This is a genomic window from Stenotrophomonas sp. STK17_22, assembly GCF_051983905.1.
Classification (GTDB): Bacteria; Pseudomonadota; Gammaproteobacteria; order Xanthomonadales; family Xanthomonadaceae; genus Stenotrophomonas; species Stenotrophomonas maltophilia_A.
Map to the genome: position 1 here is coordinate 1,662,729 of NZ_CP197010.1, position 20,204 is coordinate 1,682,932.

At 65.9% G+C, this 20,204-nt stretch carries 25 protein-coding genes and 2 pseudogenes; 5 read left to right on the forward strand and 22 right to left on the reverse strand.

Annotated elements, in window-relative coordinates; translation table 11 throughout:
- Positions 1-13: 13 nt before the first annotated feature.
- From ACSYS9_RS07580 to ACSYS9_RS07620, 9 genes and pseudogenes are all read right to left on the reverse strand, one after another.
- Positions 14-247 (reverse strand): annotated as a pseudogene (locus tag ACSYS9_RS07580) (TIGR03758 family integrating conjugative element protein).
- Complete coding sequence (locus ACSYS9_RS07585; RefSeq protein WP_013391806.1) at positions 244-627, reverse strand: RAQPRD family integrative conjugative element protein; 384 nt, start codon at positions 625-627, stop codon at positions 244-246. Before ACSYS9_RS07585 ends, ACSYS9_RS07580 begins: the two are co-directional and overlap by 4 nt.
- A gap of 98 nt (positions 628-725) precedes the next feature.
- On the reverse strand, positions 726-1,475 hold the full coding sequence (locus ACSYS9_RS07590) for a TIGR03747 family integrating conjugative element membrane protein (RefSeq protein ID WP_013391805.1): 750 nt from the start codon (positions 1,473-1,475) through the stop codon (positions 726-728).
- Positions 1,472-3,661, reverse strand: coding sequence for a type IV conjugative transfer system coupling protein TraD (traD, locus tag ACSYS9_RS07595; RefSeq protein WP_013391804.1), 2,190 nt, complete (start codon positions 3,659-3,661; stop codon positions 1,472-1,474). Before traD ends, ACSYS9_RS07590 begins: the two co-directional genes overlap by 4 nt.
- A gap of 4 nt (positions 3,662-3,665) precedes the next feature.
- The gene (locus ACSYS9_RS07600) at positions 3,666-4,205 is read right to left on the reverse strand and encodes an integrating conjugative element protein (RefSeq protein WP_013391803.1); all 540 of its coding nucleotides are present in this window, start codon (positions 4,203-4,205) and stop codon (positions 3,666-3,668) included.
- Positions 4,202-4,792, reverse strand: a complete 591-nt coding sequence (locus tag ACSYS9_RS07605; protein WP_013391802.1) for a transglycosylase SLT domain-containing protein — start codon at positions 4,790-4,792, stop codon at positions 4,202-4,204. The genes ACSYS9_RS07600 and ACSYS9_RS07605 overlap by 4 nt, the downstream gene beginning before the upstream one ends.
- Positions 4,774-5,499, reverse strand: coding sequence for a TIGR03759 family integrating conjugative element protein (locus ACSYS9_RS07610; protein WP_013391801.1), 726 nt, complete (start codon positions 5,497-5,499; stop codon positions 4,774-4,776). Before ACSYS9_RS07610 ends, ACSYS9_RS07605 begins: the two co-directional genes overlap by 19 nt.
- A 14-nt stretch (positions 5,500-5,513) precedes the next feature.
- Positions 5,514-6,158 (reverse strand): hypothetical protein, encoded by a 645-nt coding sequence (locus ACSYS9_RS07615; protein ID WP_013391800.1) that lies wholly within the window; start codon positions 6,156-6,158, stop codon positions 5,514-5,516.
- Positions 6,155-6,721: a PilL N-terminal domain-containing protein gene (locus tag ACSYS9_RS07620; RefSeq protein ID WP_013391799.1), complete on the reverse strand. Its 567-nt coding sequence runs from the start codon at positions 6,719-6,721 to the stop codon at positions 6,155-6,157. Before ACSYS9_RS07620 ends, ACSYS9_RS07615 begins: the two co-directional genes overlap by 4 nt.
- 168 nt (positions 6,722-6,889) lie before the next feature.
- Between ACSYS9_RS07620 and ACSYS9_RS07625 the strand changes: the two genes are divergently transcribed.
- From ACSYS9_RS07625 to arsH, 5 genes are read left to right on the forward strand one after another with little or no spacing between them, the layout of a single operon-like run.
- Positions 6,890-7,210, forward strand: a complete 321-nt coding sequence (locus tag ACSYS9_RS07625) for an ArsR/SmtB family transcription factor (protein WP_016445103.1) — start codon at positions 6,890-6,892, stop codon at positions 7,208-7,210.
- A 2-nt stretch (positions 7,211-7,212) separates the two neighbouring features.
- Positions 7,213-7,707, forward strand: coding sequence for an arsenate reductase ArsC (locus tag ACSYS9_RS07630; protein ID WP_013391797.1), 495 nt, complete (start codon positions 7,213-7,215; stop codon positions 7,705-7,707).
- Between the two features lie 55 nt (positions 7,708-7,762).
- On the forward strand, positions 7,763-8,794 hold the full coding sequence (gene arsB, locus ACSYS9_RS07635) for an ACR3 family arsenite efflux transporter (protein WP_425483440.1): 1,032 nt from the start codon (positions 7,763-7,765) through the stop codon (positions 8,792-8,794).
- A gap of 16 nt (positions 8,795-8,810) precedes the next feature.
- Positions 8,811-9,233, forward strand: coding sequence for an arsenate reductase (glutaredoxin) (gene arsC / locus ACSYS9_RS07640; protein ID WP_013391795.1), 423 nt, complete (start codon positions 8,811-8,813; stop codon positions 9,231-9,233).
- Positions 9,226-9,948: an arsenical resistance protein ArsH gene (gene arsH / locus ACSYS9_RS07645; protein ID WP_013391794.1), complete on the forward strand. Its 723-nt coding sequence runs from the start codon at positions 9,226-9,228 to the stop codon at positions 9,946-9,948. Before arsC ends, arsH begins: the two co-directional genes overlap by 8 nt.
- 59 nt (positions 9,949-10,007) lie before the next feature.
- Here arsH and ACSYS9_RS07650 read toward each other — a convergent pair whose 3' ends face one another.
- The 13 genes and pseudogenes from ACSYS9_RS07650 to ACSYS9_RS07710 all read right to left on the reverse strand — a co-directional run bounded on the left by ACSYS9_RS07650 (position 10,008) and on the right by ACSYS9_RS07710 (position 20,162).
- Positions 10,008-12,287, reverse strand: a complete 2,280-nt coding sequence (locus ACSYS9_RS07650; protein ID WP_013391793.1) for a helicase-related protein — start codon at positions 12,285-12,287, stop codon at positions 10,008-10,010.
- A 136-nt stretch (positions 12,288-12,423) separates the two neighbouring features.
- Positions 12,424-12,729 (reverse strand): hypothetical protein, encoded by a 306-nt coding sequence (locus ACSYS9_RS07655; RefSeq protein WP_003116817.1) that lies wholly within the window; start codon positions 12,727-12,729, stop codon positions 12,424-12,426.
- A gap of 89 nt (positions 12,730-12,818) precedes the next feature.
- The gene (locus tag ACSYS9_RS07660) at positions 12,819-13,139 is read right to left on the reverse strand and encodes a hypothetical protein (protein WP_003116818.1); all 321 of its coding nucleotides are present in this window, start codon (positions 13,137-13,139) and stop codon (positions 12,819-12,821) included.
- 50 nt (positions 13,140-13,189) lie between these two features.
- The gene (locus ACSYS9_RS07665; protein WP_003116819.1) at positions 13,190-14,299 is read right to left on the reverse strand and encodes a DUF6094 domain-containing protein; all 1,110 of its coding nucleotides are present in this window, start codon (positions 14,297-14,299) and stop codon (positions 13,190-13,192) included.
- Positions 14,300-14,363: 64 nt separating this feature from the next.
- Entirely contained in the window at positions 14,364-15,011 is a 648-nt protein-coding gene (locus ACSYS9_RS07670) for a hypothetical protein (RefSeq protein WP_003116820.1), read from the reverse strand.
- 76 nt (positions 15,012-15,087) lie between these two features.
- Positions 15,088-15,348 carry a hypothetical protein gene (locus tag ACSYS9_RS07675; RefSeq protein WP_003090124.1) on the reverse strand — a complete coding sequence of 87 codons (261 nt, stop codon included), beginning with the start codon at positions 15,346-15,348 and terminating at the stop codon, positions 15,088-15,090.
- Between the two features lie 16 nt (positions 15,349-15,364).
- A complete protein-coding gene (locus tag ACSYS9_RS07680; protein ID WP_003116821.1) occupies positions 15,365-15,772 on the reverse strand; it encodes a hypothetical protein in 408 nt (135 codons plus the stop codon).
- Between the two features lie 104 nt (positions 15,773-15,876).
- Entirely contained in the window at positions 15,877-16,218 is a 342-nt protein-coding gene (locus ACSYS9_RS07685; protein WP_003116822.1) for a hypothetical protein, read from the reverse strand.
- A gap of 94 nt (positions 16,219-16,312) precedes the next feature.
- Positions 16,313-17,002, reverse strand: a complete 690-nt coding sequence (locus ACSYS9_RS07690) for a DUF3275 family protein (RefSeq protein WP_003116823.1) — start codon at positions 17,000-17,002, stop codon at positions 16,313-16,315.
- A gap of 94 nt (positions 17,003-17,096) precedes the next feature.
- Positions 17,097-17,924, reverse strand: a complete 828-nt coding sequence (locus ACSYS9_RS07695) for a DUF932 domain-containing protein (RefSeq protein WP_440569008.1) — start codon at positions 17,922-17,924, stop codon at positions 17,097-17,099.
- A gap of 145 nt (positions 17,925-18,069) precedes the next feature.
- Positions 18,070-18,975: a DUF3577 domain-containing protein gene (locus ACSYS9_RS07700; protein WP_440569010.1), complete on the reverse strand. Its 906-nt coding sequence runs from the start codon at positions 18,973-18,975 to the stop codon at positions 18,070-18,072.
- A gap of 310 nt (positions 18,976-19,285) precedes the next feature.
- Positions 19,286-19,736 (reverse strand): annotated as a pseudogene (locus tag ACSYS9_RS07705) (XF1762 family protein).
- Between the two features lie 141 nt (positions 19,737-19,877).
- Positions 19,878-20,162, reverse strand: a complete 285-nt coding sequence (locus ACSYS9_RS07710; protein ID WP_031629745.1) for a DUF3085 domain-containing protein — start codon at positions 20,160-20,162, stop codon at positions 19,878-19,880.
- Positions 20,163-20,204 lie beyond the last annotated feature (42 nt).

Consider the following 20,204-nt stretch of genomic DNA (forward strand, 5'->3'; position numbering starts at 1 on the left):
CGGGCCTTTCAGGTCAGGACAGAAGGAAGAAACTCAGGACGAGGTACATCGCGACGAAGCGGATGCAGACGCCGAGGAACTGGCGCTGGTTGAGGCGGCTCTCGGACCACCCCACGTAGGCCGTTCGGATGGCCCAGACGCCTCACACGAGCAGGACCGCGAACACGACGCCGACCAGAACGGTCGCCATCGCGGAAGGCGCGATACCGCTGTTGGCTTGAAATGCCGAGACCTGGGCGCCGTTCATTGCTTGCCCTCCGCAGTCGTCGCCGGCAGCGGCTCGGTCGCCCGTTCGGTGCGGTATTCGCCGGCCAGTTCGGAGGGGGCGCGCGGTTGAGCGCGCGATGGCGTCAGGTGAAATTGGATGCCGGCGCGCACGCGCGCCAAGTCAGCCTGGAGCCGCGGGTAATCGAAGTGGTAGCGCTCGCCCGGTGTGATGGGGGTATGCGCGGCGCTGTCCGCGACGGTGCGTTCCAGCGCGTCGAGCTGGCGCAGCGCGGCGACCAACTCCTGGCGCTGCGCCGGGGACTCGGCCAAGGCCATCGGGGACCGGCCCAGCACGAGGGCCGTCACGAGAAAAGTGGGCACGCCGCGATGCGCGGCGCGCAGCCAGATCGAAGCCAACATCGCGCCATTCCTGTGTGATCAGCAATGGGTTGATCGTGGAGATCAGGGCTGTTTCAGGCCGCAAACAATAGGAACCCGGAAGCGACCGGATTGATGGCCTAGAGGTACTTTTTGAAGCTGCCCGCGGTCAGGCTCACGGCCAGTCCCAGCAAGGCTGCGCTGGGCAGCAGGATCAGCAGCGGATGCACCGAGATCGGCAGCGCGAGGTAGGTGATCCAGGGCAGCACGGCCAGCGGCATCAGGCTCGCTTTCGCGCGGTGGTAGATGAAGCCGGATTCCCGGCCCGCGCCGAACCGCCGCACGTCCCGCCGCACCAGGCCGTCGATCAGGCCGACGAATGCCGCAGTGAGGATCAGCGGCAGCGTGAGCACCAGGACCAGCAGGCGCACGAGGAACGTGAGCGTCGTGAAGGCCGCGGCGATCAGGTAGCTCTCGGCCCAGACATAGGCCTGGCTGATGTAATAGCGGAAGTTGCGCGTCGGCTCGCGGCTGGGCGCACGGGCGCGCTCGGCGGTCTGGCTCATGCGCTCCAGCAACCCCGAGCGCACGAACACCCACCCGTACCCGGTATCCACCAGCTCGTGCGCCGTGCGCCCGGGCTCCTGCACCACCACGCTGCGCGTGAAGTGGTTCGACAGGTGCCCGAGTTCGTACTGCAGCATCTGCTGGGAGTGGCGCCAGCCCTGGTCCTTCCAGAACAGGTGCATGCCGACGCACTCCACCACGATCGAGAACAGCAGCGAACCGATCAGCACCCCGAGCAGCCTGAACGGCAAGGTGATGGTGCCGACGATCAGCCCCTGGCGCTGGTTCTGCTCCCGCTGCGCGGTCGAGGCGGCATCCTTCATGGTGCGGCCTCGCCGGTGCTGTCGTCGGCGCCGGTGGCCACCGCGTCAGGCTCGGCCGGAGCGGCGTCATCCAGCAGGTCGTCGGGCAAGGCAGCCTCCTGCAAGGCTGGGGAACTGGTGAACTCCCACCATTGCGTGGCCTCGCTGTAGCTCTGACGCATGTACCCAGCCAGTTGCTGCAAGTCCGCCGGCATCACTTCATCGGGGTCAGGCGCTGGCAGTGGCATCCGGACCTTCCAGAGCTGACCACCCTGCAGCAGCGCGAAGCATTGGCCTTTGGGCAGGCCGACGACGTGGGATGGCTCGATCATCGGCACGCTCGACATGCTGATGCGGTCTTGCGTGTTGCTGGTGAAGTCCGTCGTCCCGCGGATGTCCGAGGCATCGGTCGCGCCGGAGACGATGGTGGTGGTATAGACCTCCACCTTGGGCAATTGACGGGTCAACAATTCCGCGGTGGCGGTTTCCCGAACCCGCAGCATGAACAGGTTGTTGAAGTTGCCGATCACCTGGCCGGCCTTCGCGCGGTTGCCGATGCGGGCCTCGATGTCCGAGAGCGTCTGCGTATACGCGGTCACCTGCAGCCCGGCACCGCCGCCCTTGTTGATAAGGGGGATGAACTCGTCGCCCATCAGTTCGTTGAACTCGTCGGCATGGACGTTGATGGGAATGCGCGTGCCAGCCGAGGCACCCGGCAGGCCGTCGTCGATCCCGTGCTTGTAGATGTGCCCGGCTACCGACACCAGGTCGGAGAACATGGAGTTGCCGACCGCCGCGGCGACTTCAGCATCCGACAGCGCATCCAGGCCGACATAGACCACGGCGCGCTTCCTGATGACTTGCATCCAGTCGAAGATCGGGCGCGCGTCAGACAGGTCGGAGTAATTCGGCGCCAGGAGTTGGGCGATCTTGCCGCTGGTGAGCTTTTCCAGCAGCGGCAGCAGCGATGCAACGATCTTGTCGAAGTAGGTCTTGTCGTAGCGCACCGCCGAGCGCAGGCCATCGAGCACAGGGTCGTAGTTGCGCGCCTGGGAGAGGTATTGCTCCAGCGCCACCACACGCTTCTCGCGCCCGATCATGTTCCTTGGGATGTTCTTCTCGTTGAGCTTGGCCTCGATCTGGACGATCACCTCCCAGGTCTTGGGCTCGGTCTTGGCGAAGTAGTGTTGGGCGTACTCCATGAACAGCGCGTCGATGTTGATTACGTGCCGCTGGATCAGCATGTAGTCCGGGCGCTGCCCCAGTTCCACCAATGCGCGCGCAATGATGTTGACGAAGCGCCATGCGAACTCGCGGAACGCTGCACTGTTGCCCTCGCCGGAGAGTTGCCCGGCAATGCGCGTGGCGACTTCACTGATGCGTCCGAAGCGCCCCACCGCGTTGTAGCGTGCAGAGAACTCGGGCCAGCCGAGGTGAAAGACGTAGAACTCGCCCTCGCGACCCGCTCGCTTGGCTTCGACGTACATGCGTTTCAAGAGATCCGCGTCGCCCTTGGGGTCGATGACGATCACGACCTCATGCTCACCGTCTGCATTCGTGCGACGGATGTCCTGGGTGACGAACAACTCGGCCAGCCGCGTCTTCCCCACGCGCGTGGTGCCCAGCACCAGCGAATGGCCGACGCGCTCACCCAGTGGCAGGCTGACGTCGACCTCGTCGGGTTCGATGCCGTGCAATCGCGGCAGGCCGCCTACCGGTGGCAGTGGCCGCACGGGGTTGAATGACACATCCCAGCCCGTGAGCCGTACGAGGCGAGACAGTGGAAACGGTGCGAACTCCAGCCGCTCCTCCAGGCGTCGCGCCAGCCGGTATGCCGGTGTTGGCTCGACGTAGCGACGAAATTCCGGCCGGTACGTCTGCATCAGCCTGTGGGTGTGCTTCTGTTCCCACAGGAAACCGCGCCCCACGAACAGGCGCTGCTGGCTGACCGGCACGTCCCTGCTCGTCATCACGTAGCGCGGCAGGCGCCGGATGTTGCGGCGGTAGCGCAGGATCACCCGCGCATCGCGGTAGCGGATCGCGCCATAGGCGCCGAACGCCAGTGCGGCACCGACGCCCATGGCTGGGCTCAGCGCGAGCGACCACGGGGCCACCAGGGACAGAAACGCGGCGCCCGCACATGCCGCGACGGTGTATAGCTCCACCGCTGGGCGCAACAGGACTTCGACGGGCTGTTTCCCCGACATGGCCTCATTGCTCGATGCCGGTCGCCGTGATCAGCGCCGGGTAGTGCCGCAGGCCCAGGCGTTCGGCCAGATCATCGCCGGCCACGGGGGCCATCGGCACGCCAGGCGCCAGTGCGCGCAACCGCGCCAAAGCCTGCGCGGTCTCGACATTGACCACCAGGCCGACCGCGCCGCGGTCGTGCAGCGACGCCGCGTGACGGCGCAGCCAGGCTTGCGAGGTCTCATCGTCGCCGATGACCACGAAAGGCCGCAGGCCCGGTGCCTCGATCACGCGCCGCGCGACGAAGCCGGGCATCAGCTTCGCGCTGCGTACCGGCAGCATCGCTGCCTCGTCAGCGGGGGTGGCGGGAATCTGCGGCGTCGGAATGGGAGGCCGCAACGCGCTGTTGGCGCGTGGCTGCAGGTTAAGCGCTTCGTAGTACGGCAGCGCCGACGCGCCGCCGCGGTCCTCGACCACGATCAGCGGTTCGGCGGCATGCGCGACCAACGGCAGCGCCGCCAGCAGCGCGAGCAGGCCCCGCAGGGTCCAGAGCGGTTTCGTCATGGGGTCGACTCCTGACGCACGGCTCGCGCCGTGGCGATTGAGTGCGTGCCCTGCACGCGGGCGAGGTGTCGGGATACGCTGCGTCGATAGCGGGCGGCAGGCTCACCGCCCGCGGGCCGGTGGTAGCGGCCCATGGCCAGCAGCCAGTCTTCACCGGGGGTGTACTGCTCCTTGAGGATCTCGGCGGCGCTGGCGAGATTGCGGTACGGGTCCAACAAGTCGCAGGCATGGGTGTAGCGGTGCGGGTGGTAGCCCAGGTTGATCTGGCCCAGGCCCGCGTCGATGCGCGTGGGTGGCGTAGATCGCATCGCCTGCTGCAAACCGGCGCAGGCATCGGCACGGGTGGCGAAGCGCCGCGACTGGCCGGCGACATTCAGGGTCCACGGCCATGGGACGATGCGTCCATTGCGTCGCATGCCGCTCTCCTGCAAGGCCACGGCGTAGAGCACCGTCGAGGGAATGCCCGCGCGCTGTGCGGCAAGCTGGTAGGCCGGTGGCGGAACCTCCTGGGCATGGGCGGCGCAGGCGAACAGGCCCGCAGTGAGCGCCAGTGCGCGCAGCAGCGCCGTTACGGCTGGCGTTGCCATTGGCCGTTCACTTCGCGCACAACCGCAGGCAAATCGCCGGGCAGGCTCAGCGACAGCCAGCGGCCGCCGTCGTGGTTGAGCGTGATGCCGCCGCTGCGCACCCGGGCCGGGTCGATCTGGGCGCGCTTGGCCCAGTCGCGGATGCGCGCATCGTCCTGGCGGCTGCCGACCATGTAAAGGTCGAACTCGGCACCCGAGGATTGCAGGCGTTGGACGAGTTGCCCGCAAGCCGCGCAGCCGTCCTTGATGAACACTGCCGTGCGACCGCTGCCCCGCGCAGCGGCGGCGCCTGGCCTCTCGTCAGACAGGTTCACCCGCTGCATGCCGGGGTTCAGGCGCTGCCAGGCCTCGTCGTAGGCGCGCTGGTACGCGAGCAGCTTCTCCACGCGGCGCGCTTCGACTTGCACCTGCAGCTCTGCGTAGCGCCGCCGTTCTTCGTCGGTGCGCGCCTCGATGCCCAGGGCGGACAGCGGGTCCAGATTTGGCGAGTAGATGCCCAGCGGCCCATCCATCAAGTCGCGATAGCGCGCCCATTCCTGCGGTTGCAGGCCCCATTCGCCTGCCACCCGGTCGTCCAGGATGCGGGCGGCCAGCGGGCGCTCCTGGCTCTGCGCATTGCGGGCGGGGGTCGTGGCGGGCTGCTGCGCCCAGGCGGGCAACTGCATGGAGCCCAGCAGGAACGCGTACAGGATGATCGACGGCTTCATGTGGTGGGCTCCGGTCAAGGAATCGCCACGCGACGGGTCTGGTCGCCGGCCTGGAACACCGCGGCATTGCCCTCGATCGCCTGCAGGCGCCACGGACCCAGCGCATCACCCGGCAGCAGCACCTGGAGCTGATCGGGCGTGAAATCTCCGGCACTCGGGGCGACGGACACGCTGCGCTGACCCGCGCGCAGCTCAGCGCCGACGACACGAAATGGCAGCGGCGGCGGTTCGGACTTGGCGGTGGCCGGTTGGCTCGGGGTGCGCCGCTGGGTAGGCGCCGCTGCACGCGCAGTCGCTTGGCGCACCTTGATCTGCTCGACTTCGGTACGCAGCGCCTGAACGTCCTCGGCGGTGGCATAGCCACCCAGCGCCTGTTCGGCTTGAACGATGCGCGCCTCCATTGCCTGCCGAGCGTCTTGCAGGCCTGCGGCGGTGGCGGCTGCGGGCTGCTGCTGCAAGGCCCGCGTGGTCTCGGCCAGCCCGGTCACCTGGGCTTCGAGGCGCTGCAACCGGACATCGAGCTGCTGCTGGTCGGCCTGATCGGTCATCGTCTGGTGGCCCAGGATCGCGAAGACACTGAGACCCAGCAGCCAAAGCCAGAGCAGGCTTTGCAACACCACGGCGGCGGTCGGGCGCCGGAGCGGCTGTGCCGCGTTCATGGCTGGCCTCCCGCAAAGGGGAACGTCTGCACGGCCTCGGCAGCAGGCGGCTCGGACACCGGCTCGGCACCGGTGTCGCGACCAGGCCGCTCGAAGCAGACCTGCCGCGTCCGGTCATCGGCGTGCAGTTCCCAAGCCGGACCGGCCAGGGTGAGCAGTGCATCGCGCAAGGTCATGGGGCCGAGATGCAAGTGCGCCGCCGGCAGCGGCAGCGCGTACAGCTCGATCACCGCATGCGGGGTCTCGCAAAGCTGGTAGCCGCTGCGTTTGAGCACATGCCGCAGCCCGTCGCCGACCGTGGCGCGGACCTCCTCGGGCATGGACACGTCGATGGTCTGCACCAGCAGATCGCGCTGCGCCGCCATCGGCGCCAGCTCCACCAGGGTGTAGCGGCCATAGCGCACGACGGGAATGAACTCGGGCGGTGCAGCCTCGGGCGCGGGTGGGACGTCCTCGACGGTGCTGGCGGCCAGCGGCGGTGGCGTGGTCGCGCAGCCGCTGGCCAAGGCTGCGGCCAGGAGGCTGGTACCGACCAGACACCGGGATACATGGATTGCAGGCATGGCATCGGCTCTTCTGTTGCGATGCCGATACCTTGGCTGCGCGCGGCTGCGCGGTCAGTCAGAAATGCGAACTGGGGGGTGCCCGCTTTTGCAGTCCAACACATAGCGCAACCCGCAAATCCAACTGTGGTTTGCACATTAATTCTATAAATGTTGTATTATCGAATCATGAAAGAGGATCAAGCCATTTCCGCCTTAAACGCCCTGGCTCACACCCAGCGCCTGCGCGTGTTCCGCGCCTTGGTCGTTGCTGGCCCGGGCGGACTGACGCCGAGCACGCTAGCTGACCAGCTCGACGTGGCCCGCAACACCTTGTCCTTCCACTTGAAGGAACTGGCCCATGCTGGCCTCGTCAGCATCGAGCAGCAGGGCCGCAACCTGATTTATCGCGCCGAGTACGGCCGCATGGACGGTCTGATCGGTTACCTGACCGAGCATTGCTGCCAAGGTGGCGTATGCGAGGTTTCTCCATCCAAGACCTGCTGCTGACCATGACCGATACCACTTACAACGCCTTGTTCATCTGTACGGGCAATTCGGCCCGCTCCATCCTCGCCGAAGGCATCCTCAACGACATGGGCCAAGGGCGGTTTCACGCCTGGTCGGCAGGTAGCCATCCGAAAGGCGAAGTTCACCCGCTGGCACTCGCCACGCTGGAGCGGCTGCACCTTCCGACAACGGGCTACCGCAGCAAGAGCTGGGACGAGTTCGTGAAGCCCGATGCGCCGGTGTTCGATTTCATCTTCACCGTCTGCGACAACGCAGCCGGCGAGGCGTGTCCGCTGTGGCCGGGCAAGCCGGTGTCGGCGCATTGGGGCGTGCCTGACCCGGCAGCCGTGGAAGGCACCCTGGAACGACAAAGCAAGGCGTTCTTCGATACCGCCATGACGCTGCGCCGACGTATCGAGTTGTTCCTGTCGCTTCCGATCAAGAGTCTCGATGCCATGTCGTTGCAGCGTGAACTGCGCGACATCGGCCGCCAGTGAGGCCCGCCCGATGAGCGCAACCGATACTGCCGGCCCCGCGCCAGCAAACTCCGCCATGAGCGGCTTTGAGCGTTACCTGACGCTATGGGTGGCGGTGTGCATCATCGCGGGGATCGCTCTGGGCCAGTTCGCGCCCGCCGCATTCCAGGCCATCGGCCGCATGGAGATTGCCAAGGTCAACCTGCCGGTCGGCCTGCTGATCTGGGTAATGATCATCCCCATGCTGCTGAAGGTGGACTTCGCCGCGCTTGGCCAGGTGCGCCAGCATTGGCGGGGCATGGGGGTCACGCTGTTCATCAATTGGGCCGTCAAGCCGTTCTCAATGGCGTTGCTGGCGTGGATCTTCATCCGCCACGTCTTTGCCGACTGGCTGCCCGCCGATCAGCTCGACAGCTATATCGCCGGCCTGATCCTGCTGGCTGCTGCACCGTGTACCGCAATGGTTTTCGTTTGGAGTCGGCTGACTGGCGGTGATCCGGTATTTACGCTGTCGCAAGTGGCCTTGAACGACACCATCATGGTGTTCGCCTTCGCACCCATCGTCGGCCTGCTGCTGGGCCTGTCGTCGATCACGGTGCCGTGGGACACCTTGCTGGTGTCGGTGGGTTTGTACATCGTCATTCCGGTCATCCTGGCCCAGCTCTGGCGCCGGGCGCTGCTGCGCAAGGGGCAGGCCGTGTTCGACAGGGCACTGGAACGCATCGGCCCATTGTCCATCGCCGCGCTGTTGCTGACGCTGGTGCTGCTGTTCGCCTTCCAGGGCGAGGCCATCATCCGGCAGCCGCTGGTGATCGCCATGCTGGCGGTGCCGATCCTGATCCAGGTGTTCTTCAATTCCGGTCTGGCGTACTGGCTCAACCGCCAGGTGGGCGAAAAGCACTGCGTCGCTGGGCCATCCGCGTTGATTGGTGCCAGCAACTTCTTCGAGCTGGCCGTGGCCGCCGCCATCAGCCTGTTCGGCTTCCATTCCGGCGCAGCACTCGCAACAGTGGTCGGCGTGCTCATCGAGGTGCCGGTCATGCTGCTGGTGGTGCGCGTGGTCAATCGCTCACGCGGCTGGTACGAACGCCGCGCGACCACTTCGTAACCTCTAAGAGGCATCCATGAGCACCATCACGATCTACCACAACCCAGCCTGCGGCACCTCGCGCAACGTGCTGGGCCTGATCCGCAACAGCGGCGAGGAACCGACCATCATCGAGTACCTGAAAACGCCGCCCGACCGCGACACGCTCCAGGCGCTGATCGCGGCGATGGGCGTGCCGGTGCGAGACGTGCTGCGCGAGAAAGGCACGCCCTATGCCGACCTCGACCTGGGCAACCCGAAGTGGAGCGACGACGACCTGATCGGCTTCATGCTCCAGCATCCCATCCTCATCAACCGGCCTATCGTGGTCACGCCGCTAGGCACGCGCCTGTGCCGGCCTTCGGAAGCCGTGCTCGACCTGCTGCCGCAGCCGCAGCGCGGCGCGTTCAACAAGGAAGACGGCGAGCCGGTGGTCGATCAGGACGGCCGCCGTGTCTGAATCTCGTCTCGACCTGCCGAACATCGACACGGCGCTGTTCCAGCAACCGGACACCGAACATCTGTTCGCGCCGGCACGGGCCACGCACGCGCCGCGCTTCCTGCTGCTCTATGGTTCGCTGCGCGAACGCTCGTTCAGCCGCCTCGCAGCCGAAGAAGCCGCACGCATCTTGCGGGCGCTGGGCGGCGAGACCCGATTGTTCAATCCGTCCGGGCTGCCTCTGGTGGACGATGCGCCGGCCGATCACCCGAAGGTCAAGGAACTGCACGAACTGGTGCAATGGGCCGAGGGCATGGTGTGGAGTTCGCCGGAGCGCCACGGCGCGATGACCGGCCTGATGAAGACCCAAATCGACTGGATTCCGCTGTCGGTCGGCGCGGTGCGCCCGACCCAGGGCAAGACGCTGGCGGTGATGCAGGTATCGGGCGGCTCGCAGTCGTTCAACGCCGTCAACCAGATGCGCGTGCTGGGCCGCTGGATGCGGATGCTGACCATCCCGAACCAGTCCTCGGTCGCCAAGGCGTACCAGGAGTTCGACGAGGCCGGACGCATGAAGCCCTCGGCCTACTACGACCGCGTGGTGGACGTGATGGAAGAACTGATGAAGTTCACGCTGCTCACGCGCGACGTGGCGCCGTATCTGGTGGATCGTTACAGCGAGCGCAAGGAAAGCGCTGAATCACTGTCCAGGCGTGTACGGCAAGGTGCAATTTGACGCTGCGAGGCGCTGAAAAAAGAGCCGACGACCTCTCGGTCGTCGGCATTGCGTGAAGTTCAGGCGGCGACCAGTTGCCGGGCCAGTGCGACCTCGACGGAATCACCATCCTGGTTCAGGACATCCAGCCCCGATTCGGGCACGTCGCCCGAGGTGGACTGCGAGACCATGATCTTCTTGGCCATCAGTTCCAGGCAGGTCATCTGCGAAGAACCGGCGTAGCCGAGGTAGATCACGCGCACCGGCAACTTCTGCCCGATGCGCCAGGAGCGGCGTGCCGCCTGCTGGAGCGAGTACACGTTGTAGCCCGACTGCATGAACACGATCGTCGGAAACTCCAGCAAGTCCAATCCCGTCTTGACCAGCTCGGGATTGGTGATGAGCACGTCGATGCCACGATCCAGTTGCTCAGCGATCCAGTCTTCGCGGCGGCTGGCATCCACGCTTGCGCGCAGCACCGCCACCTTGAAGCCTTCTTGCTCCAGCAGCACCTTCAGGCGCGACGTGGTGTCCCGCGTGCCGGTATAGACCGTGTAGGCCAGAACCTTGCGGCCCTGCGCCTTCTCCGCTTTGCAGATGTCGATCAGCTCACGCTCCTTGGGGCTGATCTCGAACTCGTTGAACTGAGCCGGGACAAACGCCAAGGTGTTGCGCGTGCGCGGATGCACCACGGTCTCCGACCGGAAGCAGCAATCCGGCCAGGCCAGCAGCACGTTGAGGACCACACCCAGCAAGGTCGTATCGCGTCGCGCCAGAGCCTGTTTCAGCTCCGCGGTCAGCCGACCCGCCAGATCGCGGTAGGCCGCGGCTTGCGCCGTGTCCATCGCGACTTCACGGAACTCCTCGTCATACGGCGGCAGGACGTTGCCACCGATGTCCTTGAGCTTGAGAAAGATCGTGAACGGCAGGATGCAGCGCAGCACGCCCTTGGGGCCAAACCCCGGGGCCTTGACCGTGCGCACCGATACCTTGGTGCCCTTGGCCGTCTTGTGCGCCGTGCCGGTGCTCTCGGAGTAGATGTCCTTCAACACCCCGTGATCGCGCATGAACGCCATCGCAGCCGAGGTCATGCTGCCGCTCGTGGTCGGGCGGTAGCCGTCTTCGATCATCCGCCCCGGAAGGGCTCGGAACAGCAGGTGGAACAGGTCGTCCCCGTAGCCGCCCATCAACGTGCCGGTCAGCAGCAAGGTCTTGCGAGCCTTCGCCGCCAGCACGCCCATGGCCTGGCCCTGGGCACTGCCCCCGTTCTTGTACTCATGTGCCTCATCGGCGATGAGCAGGTCGAACGTGCCTTGCGGCAGGTAGCGTTTGATGAACTCGGACGGCTGATAGCCGCCCTCGCCAAAGCCGAACTCCATGTTGGCCATCGCACGTTCCATGCGCGTGGCCTGACGGTCGGAAAACACCAGCTCGCCGTTGCCATCCATGAGGTTGATGAACTCATGGATGTTGTCGCCGAGCATCGACGCCAGGAACCCGTCACCGAACTTTTGCATCAGCTTCTGCGCGGTGACCTCTCCGATGGTCGGTATGCGCTTTAAGGCTTTGAGCACGGCCGAGGACTGGTCGCTGCCGGACAGACTGCGCGGGCGGATCAGTGTCCACAGGGGCGCGGCGCAGTGGCCGCACTTCCTGCGGCACTCCTCGGCTTGGAGCGCGATCGGGTTGACCGGCTCGCCGTCGAGGTCGGTGATGACCGTGCCGCAGTCCGGGCAGGCCGCCACGTCGCCGTGGCGGGTGCGCCGCGTGGTGAAGACAGGCTTCCAGTGAAAGCCCATCCGCATCCTGACGCGCCCCAGGACGAAGAACTCCTGGCCCGTGGGCTGCACGCCCAACTGCTCGCGCAGCTTGATGAGCTTGACGAGCGTATCCGGCCCGTTGAGTACCCACACCTTGGCACCGGCCACCGTCTCCTGGATCTCGCGCCGCCACTTGTAAACCAGGTGGGGCGGCGACAGCACCAGAGTGCGGCGATAGCCTTCGGCGTTGAGCACGGCGGCCGTGGCAATGCCGACGGTCGTCTTGCCGCAGCCCATCTCGCCATTGACGATCGCAGCACGTTCGCCACGGTCGATCAGCAGCTCGGCGGCGGCGTGGACGACTTCGGCCTGGGCTGGGAACAGCTTGCGCTTGAGGCTGGCGACCACCAGTTGCCGGTGCGCCTGCGGTTGGCCGGTATAGACCGGCGGATTAGCGCTGTTGAGGGCGTCGAGTAGTTCGTCGCCGAACTCGCCGACAAAATCCTGAAGGCTCAGGGTCAGAGGGGAAGATTCCGCGTCGAGCAGTTCGCCCTGTACGGGCGCGGATTCAGCGGCAGTGGTTTCGAGATCGAGGGACATGGTGATGCTCCAAAGAAAAATGGGGCATGCACCACCCCCAGCGGGGCAATGGCATGCCCCGTGGTGGGAAGAGAATCGACGCGTGGCTGAGGGTGGTTGAAGGTGCTGGCCTGGGCGGCCCGCAGGTGAACCGTGCTCAGTCTTCGGACGGAAGCACGATGACGGTTGCGCAGCGCTGCGAATCGGTGACGATGCGAATGGCGAGCCCCGGATGGATCACGTAGTGCGATTCCAGCGACGCGCCCGATTGAAGCGCGCTGCTGTTCGTCTGCCATTGCTGGATGTTGACGTCGCCCCAGTCGCCACGGGTGTGGCGCCTGAAGTACGGGATCGGGTCCAGGCGACCCGCGCGGACCAGGCGGTCTACACCTCTGCTGAAGATGAGCGCCCCGATGGGGAACGCCAGCCGCTGGCAGTAGGTTTCGATGCGATGCGATGCCATGGGCTCCTCCTTGATGAGTCATTGAGCCACGACACCCCTGCCGGAGTGAAGTGGCTCCGTCAGGTGGATGAGGATGACGATGTGGGGCCTCAGATCAGGTCCCGCTCTTCGGGAAGCTGGACCACCGTGGTCTGGTGGTCCTCGCTGGTCTTGACGATCAGCGCCAGGTCCGGCGTGATCCTGAACTGCGAGATCATTAGGTTGTCCTGTTGGATCGCCACGTCGTTGGCTTGGCGTGTGGCCTCATCGATCTCGCCCCAGTCCCCGCGCACATGGCGCTGGACATAGGCCAAGGGGTCGATCAGGCCTCGCCGGGCCAGCCAATGCACCTTCTCGCTCAACTTCAACGTACTCGGTGCGAACAACGGTTGCTTGTGCGGCGCAGGCCGCTTGAACGGATTGGGGATCATGGTGTTTCTCCTTCGAGTTGGTACAGCAGGACGGCAGCGCGTCCGGTGGATCAGCGAATGGTCAACACCTCGCCCCGTGTCGCGGAGCCAGGTGTCATGTCCCACGCGCGGATGACGGGAACGAACTTGTCGGTGAGGATGCGGGTCTCGGCGATGGAGCCGTCTTCGCGTTCGGTGAACTCCCGCTGGAGCGTCTTGTCCTTGTGGGTGTCACCTTTGACGACGAGCACGCGCCCGGTCTTGGAGCGCACAACCCCCGAGATCGCACCCGCGGCCAGAGCCAGGGCGAGATGCCAGCGGGACAAGGCCCGCGCCGGTGGACGCAGCGATTGCTGCGCAGCCCCCAGGTGCGTGTCCTGCGATGGCCACAAGCCTTGCAGCCTGCCAACCTCATCGGCGAACTGCTCGGGCTCCATCGTCACGCGGAAGAAATGCTCTGGCTCGGCCGGGCTGGCGGGGACGATGTACGGCAGGAACGGCCACTCGCTCGGCAGTTCCTCGGCTTCGACTTCGCCTTGCCCTACCTGCAACAGCAGATTGCGCACGGCCTTGACGCCATCGGGCACCTGCTCGCGCTGGCGCACCCGGCGTCCGAAGATCACCACCTGCTTGAACTGCGTCTCCACCGCTCGGTAGATGCGCAGGTCCGTGTAGTGGCGCGTCAGCCAGCCGACCAACTCCGCGTCGAGCACGTAGCCGGGGACGATGAAAACCAGCACGCCGCCGTATTGCAGCAGCGAGAGCGTGCGCTGGTAGAACAGCTTTTCAAGGCGGGCACGGCCCTGGCCCTGATAGCCGATGTTGCCGTTGACGTCCTTGGACAGGTCCCCATACGGCGGGTTGAGCCAGAGCAGCCCGAAGGACTGCTTGGAGACCATCGTGTCCATCAGGTCCGCGTGCAGGCAGTGATCGACCAGGCCGCGGGCATGGCGCGCCCGCTCCGCGTCGAACTCGACGGCGAACGCCTTTGCCTGCTCGCGCCCGAGGGCATGGGCGGCTTCGGCGATCGCCACGCCTTCGCCGGCGCAGGGATCGAGGATGCACATCGGCCCGTCGCTGGGCATCAGTGCGTTGAGCGCTCTTTCGAGCGTGGGTTCGTCGGTCGGGAAATATCCGTTCTTGACGAAATTGCGGGCGAGCCGCGGGAACATGAGGGCCATGGAAGTCTCCTGGTTGGCGGGGATGAAACACGGAAGTACGCCAAGGCGTGCCTCCGAGGGTGGGTCAAGCCGCTACCGCTTCCGGCGTCCAAATCTTGGCCGGATACGGATAGGCGGTGAGCGCGTCGCTGCGGATCAGGGAGCCGAGCGCCAGGGTCAGCGCCGGCACGTCGATGGCGAGCCGATGGCCTTCCAGCGGCCCGAGGGCGAACGGAAGGCGGGCCAGCATCTCGCGGGTTTGCAGCAGTTCCAGCACGGTCTCGCGCCAGTGATCGAGCAGCGGCAACGGGCAGGTGTCCCGCACCAGCATCCACAGGCGGTCAAGCCTGTGGGCGCTGTCGCGTGGCAGCAGTGCCAATGCGCTGGCGTTGGCCTTGTCGGGCTTGACGCAGCGCCGGTCGAACAGCCACACGTTGGACAGCGAGCCGAACAGCGTCCGCCGGTACGCGCGCGTGATGCGCTTTTCCAGGCGATCGACGTTGCCGATGAATACCGGGACGCTGCCGCCCTGGTCGGTGATGACGTGGAACTGGTCCAGTCCCTGCTCGTCGCGCCCGAGGGTCAGGCGAGCGAGGAACTGCTGGACGGCGGTGTCCCGCGCCCAGATGGACAGGAAGATCAGGTTGCCCTGGTCATCGCCGACGCAGGCGTCGGCCATCACGTCCGGGCATTCGTCGATGCGGTACAGCGTGGAAGAAGTGTTTGCGGGCATGGTGGTGTCCTCGGATGAACGGGAACAGCACCGCCCGCTGGGGCAAGTACTGCCCCAGGGGGTGGAAGAAAACCGCTCAGTCCGGCTCGAACTGCCGGGTGTGCGGGTTGAAGTGAAGCGGCTCGTCCGCCGAAGTGATCGGCGTGAAGCCTTCCAGGTAGATGTTGTTGAGGTACTGGTCGCGGTAGGTCAGTGCCTGCCGTGCCTGGTCCTCGGTGAGGCCGTTGTCGATGAAGTACGCCAGCATTTCCTCGTCGGAGGACACTTCGTCGTTGGACAAACTCCCTTCAACGAGTGCCAGCAACGAGGGCGGAAGCGTTGCCAGGATCGGGTCCATGTCGGTTCCTCCTGGCTCAGGCCATCGACGCCGCGGCGGATGCCGCGGATGCCGTGGGTGTGCGCCGCCGGGCGTGGTAGGCGCGAACGCCTGCACGCCAGTCGGCGGACTGCTCCGGTGCGAGGTCCAGATAGGACAGCGGGCACGTGTAGTAGTACGGGTGCATGGACTCGTCCAAGGACTTGTAGCCCCACTGGCCGCCGCTTCGTTCAAGCAGATCGCAGCGGATGTAGCGCAGGGACTGGCCCGGTGCGAGATCACGATGCACGCCTTCGACCTTGGCGGTCACTTCGGCGACGGACCACAGCACGTTGCCGCGCAGGGTGTGAGCGATGACCTTGACGCTGGCGCGCTCGGTCTCTTGCGGTGCGATCAGTTCCGCGATCAGTTCGGACCGCGATTGGTTTGAGAAATACCAGCCCATGAGAGGCCTCCTCGAAAAGTTGAGCTGAAGGCCTCCCCGTGGGGAAGAACCCCCAGCGGGTGATGGAATGCCGCATCTGCGGCGAAGGAACCTATGCGTCGCCCTCAATCCCAGTCGTCATCGTCTCGATCACAACCGGCCGGGCAGTAGCCGAACTCGATCCCGTGCGAGCAATAGCCATGCTCCGCATTCCAGTCCTGGGTTTCCTGCCGTTCGGCAGGTGTTGCGTAGTCCCATTCCTGGGCCGCGATTTCGAGAGCCTGAGCACGTTGCTCATCCGGCAAACGATTGGCCTGTGCGTCGATCGCCGAACTGAAGAGCGTCACGTAGTGGTCGTAGGACAAGCCGCAACCGCGCTGGGCGTGTGCGGCGGCCGCTTTGCAAAGGTCCCGCCACGCGGGTTCATCCAGCGTTGAACGCGGGGTATCGCAAGCGATGGTGGACATGATGGAGACCTCCAGAAAATGGCCAGGGCCTCCCCCGCATGGGAAAGGAACCCCGGCGGGTGGATGAAGAACACCGCGCATGCGGCGTCTGCGATCACGCAGGTTTTGGTTCGGCCTGGCGGCTCCACTCCTGCGTCTTGAAGTCCAGCGCGTAGCCCAGCTCGCCCAGGCGGGCGATCTGCGCGCGCAGGGTGCGGCGGTCGATGGTCGAATCCAGTTTCACGGACTCGCCCAGCGGCCACAGCAGGCCGAAGAGCGCGGCGTCACCGTCTTCGGTGCTGCCGGGGGCAGCGGCCGTAGCAGGCGGTGGCGCATCCACGCCGAAGGGCGTGGTATCGACCAGCGGGTCCGCGGACGCCTGCACGGGTGCGGGCTTGGCGGGCCTGGACGCTTTGGTGGGCTTGGCCGGCGTTGCCGCAGGCTGCGCCCCTTGCTCTTCATCGAGCGGATCGACGTCCTGGGTGGCGAAGCTGCGGGCTTCGTCGCGGCTGAGTTTGTCGATGCCGTTGAGCGTCATGCCGTCGAGGCTGGCACGGATCTCGAACCGCATGCCGCCGCCGACCGGATAGGACTTCGGGAAGATGTACCTGATGATGAATTCCCCGTCGTACTTGCCTTCGGGGTACTGCTCCAGCTCCGGGTCTTTGACCTCGAAAGTACCGAGGTGCGTCGCGAGGCGGCCAACCGTGAACGGGCCGTTCTTGCCGCGGATGGTACGCAGCGTGAGCTGGCCGGGGACGACGATGGGCGCAACAGATTTCTCGGAAGCCGATGGGGTTGCCATGATGGTTCTCCTGATGATGAATGACGGGCCGCCGACGGCACCCGGTGGATGAGAGGAAATGGCCTCGCCCGAGGTGGGCGAGGTCCGCGTGGCATCACGCCTTGAGCTGGCGCATGCCTTCGGCCAGCAGCCACAACGCCCGGTTCAGGCGCAGGTTCTGGTCGATGCCTTGCACCGGACGGGTGCGCTGATTGCGGCCGTTGGCCGTGCGTCCGTTCAGGCCCCCTTTGACTAGGTTCTCCTGGACGCGGTTGAAGACGGCCCACAGGTCGTTCTTGCGGTCGTCCCATCGCCGAGGGGCCAGCAGTTGGCTCTCGGTGACAGGCGTGGACTTGGCCGGATCGTCGTACTTGAGTGCGAGCGCAGAGTTCGCAAAGACCTCCGCTTCGCCCTCATCGAGGGTGATGGTGCGCATCGCATCGCGCGCGTTCTGCACGCGCTCGAAACCTTCGAGGACTCCGTAGGCACCTTCGATCACCTGGCTGGCCACGTCGCCCTTGTGGGGAACGCGGATGTCTGCGGTGGTGTCACCGCAAACCAGGCCGTTGTGGCAGACGAACCGGAACATGCCGGCGAGCATCTGATAGCTGCTCGTGCCGTCATGGCTGTTGAGCAGGATGATCTCGTTCGCCTCGTCGCCGTTGATCTGGCTTGCATGGCGAAGTCGGATGAGGTGCTTCGTGTACTCGCGCCGGTCTTCGTTGCGCACGCGCGTCTGACACACCATGAAGGGCTCGAAGCCCTCCTGGCGCAGCTTGGTCAGCACGGTCGAGGTCGGTATGTAGGCATACCGATCGGACCGGCTCCCATGTGGAGCGTCGGCGAAGATCGACGGAACGACGGCACGAATGCGGTCGTCCGAGAGTGGGCGATCAGAGCGCAGGATCGGGGATTGCTGAGCAAAGCGGGATACCAGAGACATGGCTGATCTCCTTTGAGAAATTCGACAACCGCGTGGCCGTGAGACCACGCGGAACTCGGGGGATGAAATGCGCAAGCACGCGTCCTGGGGACGCGGCGTACGTGGGGAGGAAAAGCGACAAGGCCCCGTGAGAGGCCGTGCCGGATCAGAACGAAGCAGCCAATGCCGGCTCCTGCTCCTGGACTTGCGCCTCGGGCTCGCGCTCGGCGGGCTCGGTGGCCGTGTCGATGGCATCGTCGGCTTCGGACGCGGATGCGTCTTCGGCCGGCGGCGCCTCGGCTTGCGCCTGGCTCGTCGGATAGACCTGGGTGCCGTCGATCTTGATGAGACCGATGTGGACCAGCGTCGATTCCAGGCTGGCGGCCGGTTCCCCGGCGTGCTCACCCTTGGTGCGGATGTACGGATCGATCTTCATGTCGTTCAGACGGAAGGCGATCAGCACCTTGCGGTCACCCTCGACGGCCTGAACGCACCGGCGAACCAGGTGCTCGGCTTCCGGGGTGGCGACGATGGTGTCGAAGTACCGATACTCCGGTTCATCGACAGGCCCGGCCAGTGCCGCGACGGTGCAAGAGAGGAACGAGTCGCCAGCTTTTGGGGTGACGTCCTTCACACGATTGAGATAGCCGATGCCGCGGGTGATCAACTCGTGCTGCTCGATCGAGGCCAGTTCGGCCCGGTCGATCAGTTCGGCCTTGAGCAGTCGCGCCTTGAGGGACGCGGCGGCCTGACCCTTCTGCTCACCCTTGTCGCGGATGTACACATCGCCCCACAGGTCACCGAGGCGAAAGCGCACCAGCGGGCGCTGCTGGGGATCGTCAACGCCGATGTAGCGCTGAACGAGCTTCTTGGCCTCGGCACCCGAGACCTTGACGTCGAAGTAGCGGTAGCTGGGGTCCCGGGCGGGGCCGACCAGCGCGGCGATGGTGCATGCCAGGAAAGGCTGCGCACGGCGGCCGCCCCGGACGGGCACTTCACGGACACGCTGGATGTAGCCGATGCCCGAGGTGTGGAGGTCGAAATACGATTTCTCGTTGGACGTGGTGTTCATGGTGAATCTCCATTGGGATGAAGCGGAGACACACCGGCCCACGCATGCGGGGAAGGTGCGTGACCCCGCGGTGGGTTGATAAGGCGAAAGCATCCGCCACCAGAGGCTGGTGGCCGCTCGCGGAAGGATGCGGTGCGAGCTGGCTCGGTCACGCAGTGGGAACTGCGCCGCAACCTCGAAGACCGATGGTTGCCTGGCATGTCGCTGACGACGTCAGCAGGCATGGGGCCAGCATGGCGGGGCCTCGCGCGCGCGGCAGCAATCAATCGGCACCCGGGCGCTTCCCTTTGTCCGCGCCACCCGGCGCCTGTCACAGGCACTTGGCGCCGCGCAGGTGCTCGGGGGTATCGGCGCGCGGACGGCCGGGACGGCTCCAGGCGCCGCCACCGCGCGCGCCGATCAGCCGCCAGCCGGCGGCGCGCAGGCTGGCGCCACCTTCGTCGGGCATGGTGTAGGTGAGCAGGCGTATGTAGCCCAGCGCCCTTGCCGCCTGCCAGGCCGCGCCGTAGAGCTTGCTGCAGGCGCTGGGTGTGCCGTCGGTGCACAGCCGCGTGACTTCCAGCGTCCAGGTGCCGCGCGACCGGGCGGCCGACAATGGCCACGCCGTGGATCAGGTCGCTGTCGCTCAGCGTGACGGCCAGGGCGAACTTCGCGCCCTGGACCGGGCGGTGGTGGCGATGGTGCGACAGAACGAATGCATTGGCCGTGCGCAGCGACACCGGTAGGAGGTGCAGCCTCGGCGAGGTCGATGGCGTGTTCATGCGGTTGTCTCCGGTGGCATGCCGGCGTTGTGGCCGGCGGGGCGTGCCTCGGCGGCTGGAGACAAACGCGCACGCGCGGCGATGGCGGCGGTGCGAACAAAAGAAGGCCCCCGATGCGGGGGCTGCGAGGCGGTTGCCGCGTCAGGCGGGAGGCACCACTGCTAAGGACAGGTGCGTGGCGGTGGCGGAAAGCACGAGATCGTCCGCCGAGTGCTGGAGGCGCGTGAACAGGCCGTCCTTCGGGTCGAAATACTCCGCGAAGTCATCGCCGCCCAGCTCGCGGCCGGCGAGGTGCCACCAGTCATCGAACGGGTCGGTGTCCGGGTTGCATCCGACGGCGTAGGCGAGCAGTGCCTGGCGCCCATCCGGGCGACGCTCCCCACGCTCGGCGAGGAAGTACACGCCCTGATCCTTGACCAGGACAATGCGGCACTGATTGGGGACGTCTCAGAAAACGGAAAAAATCGT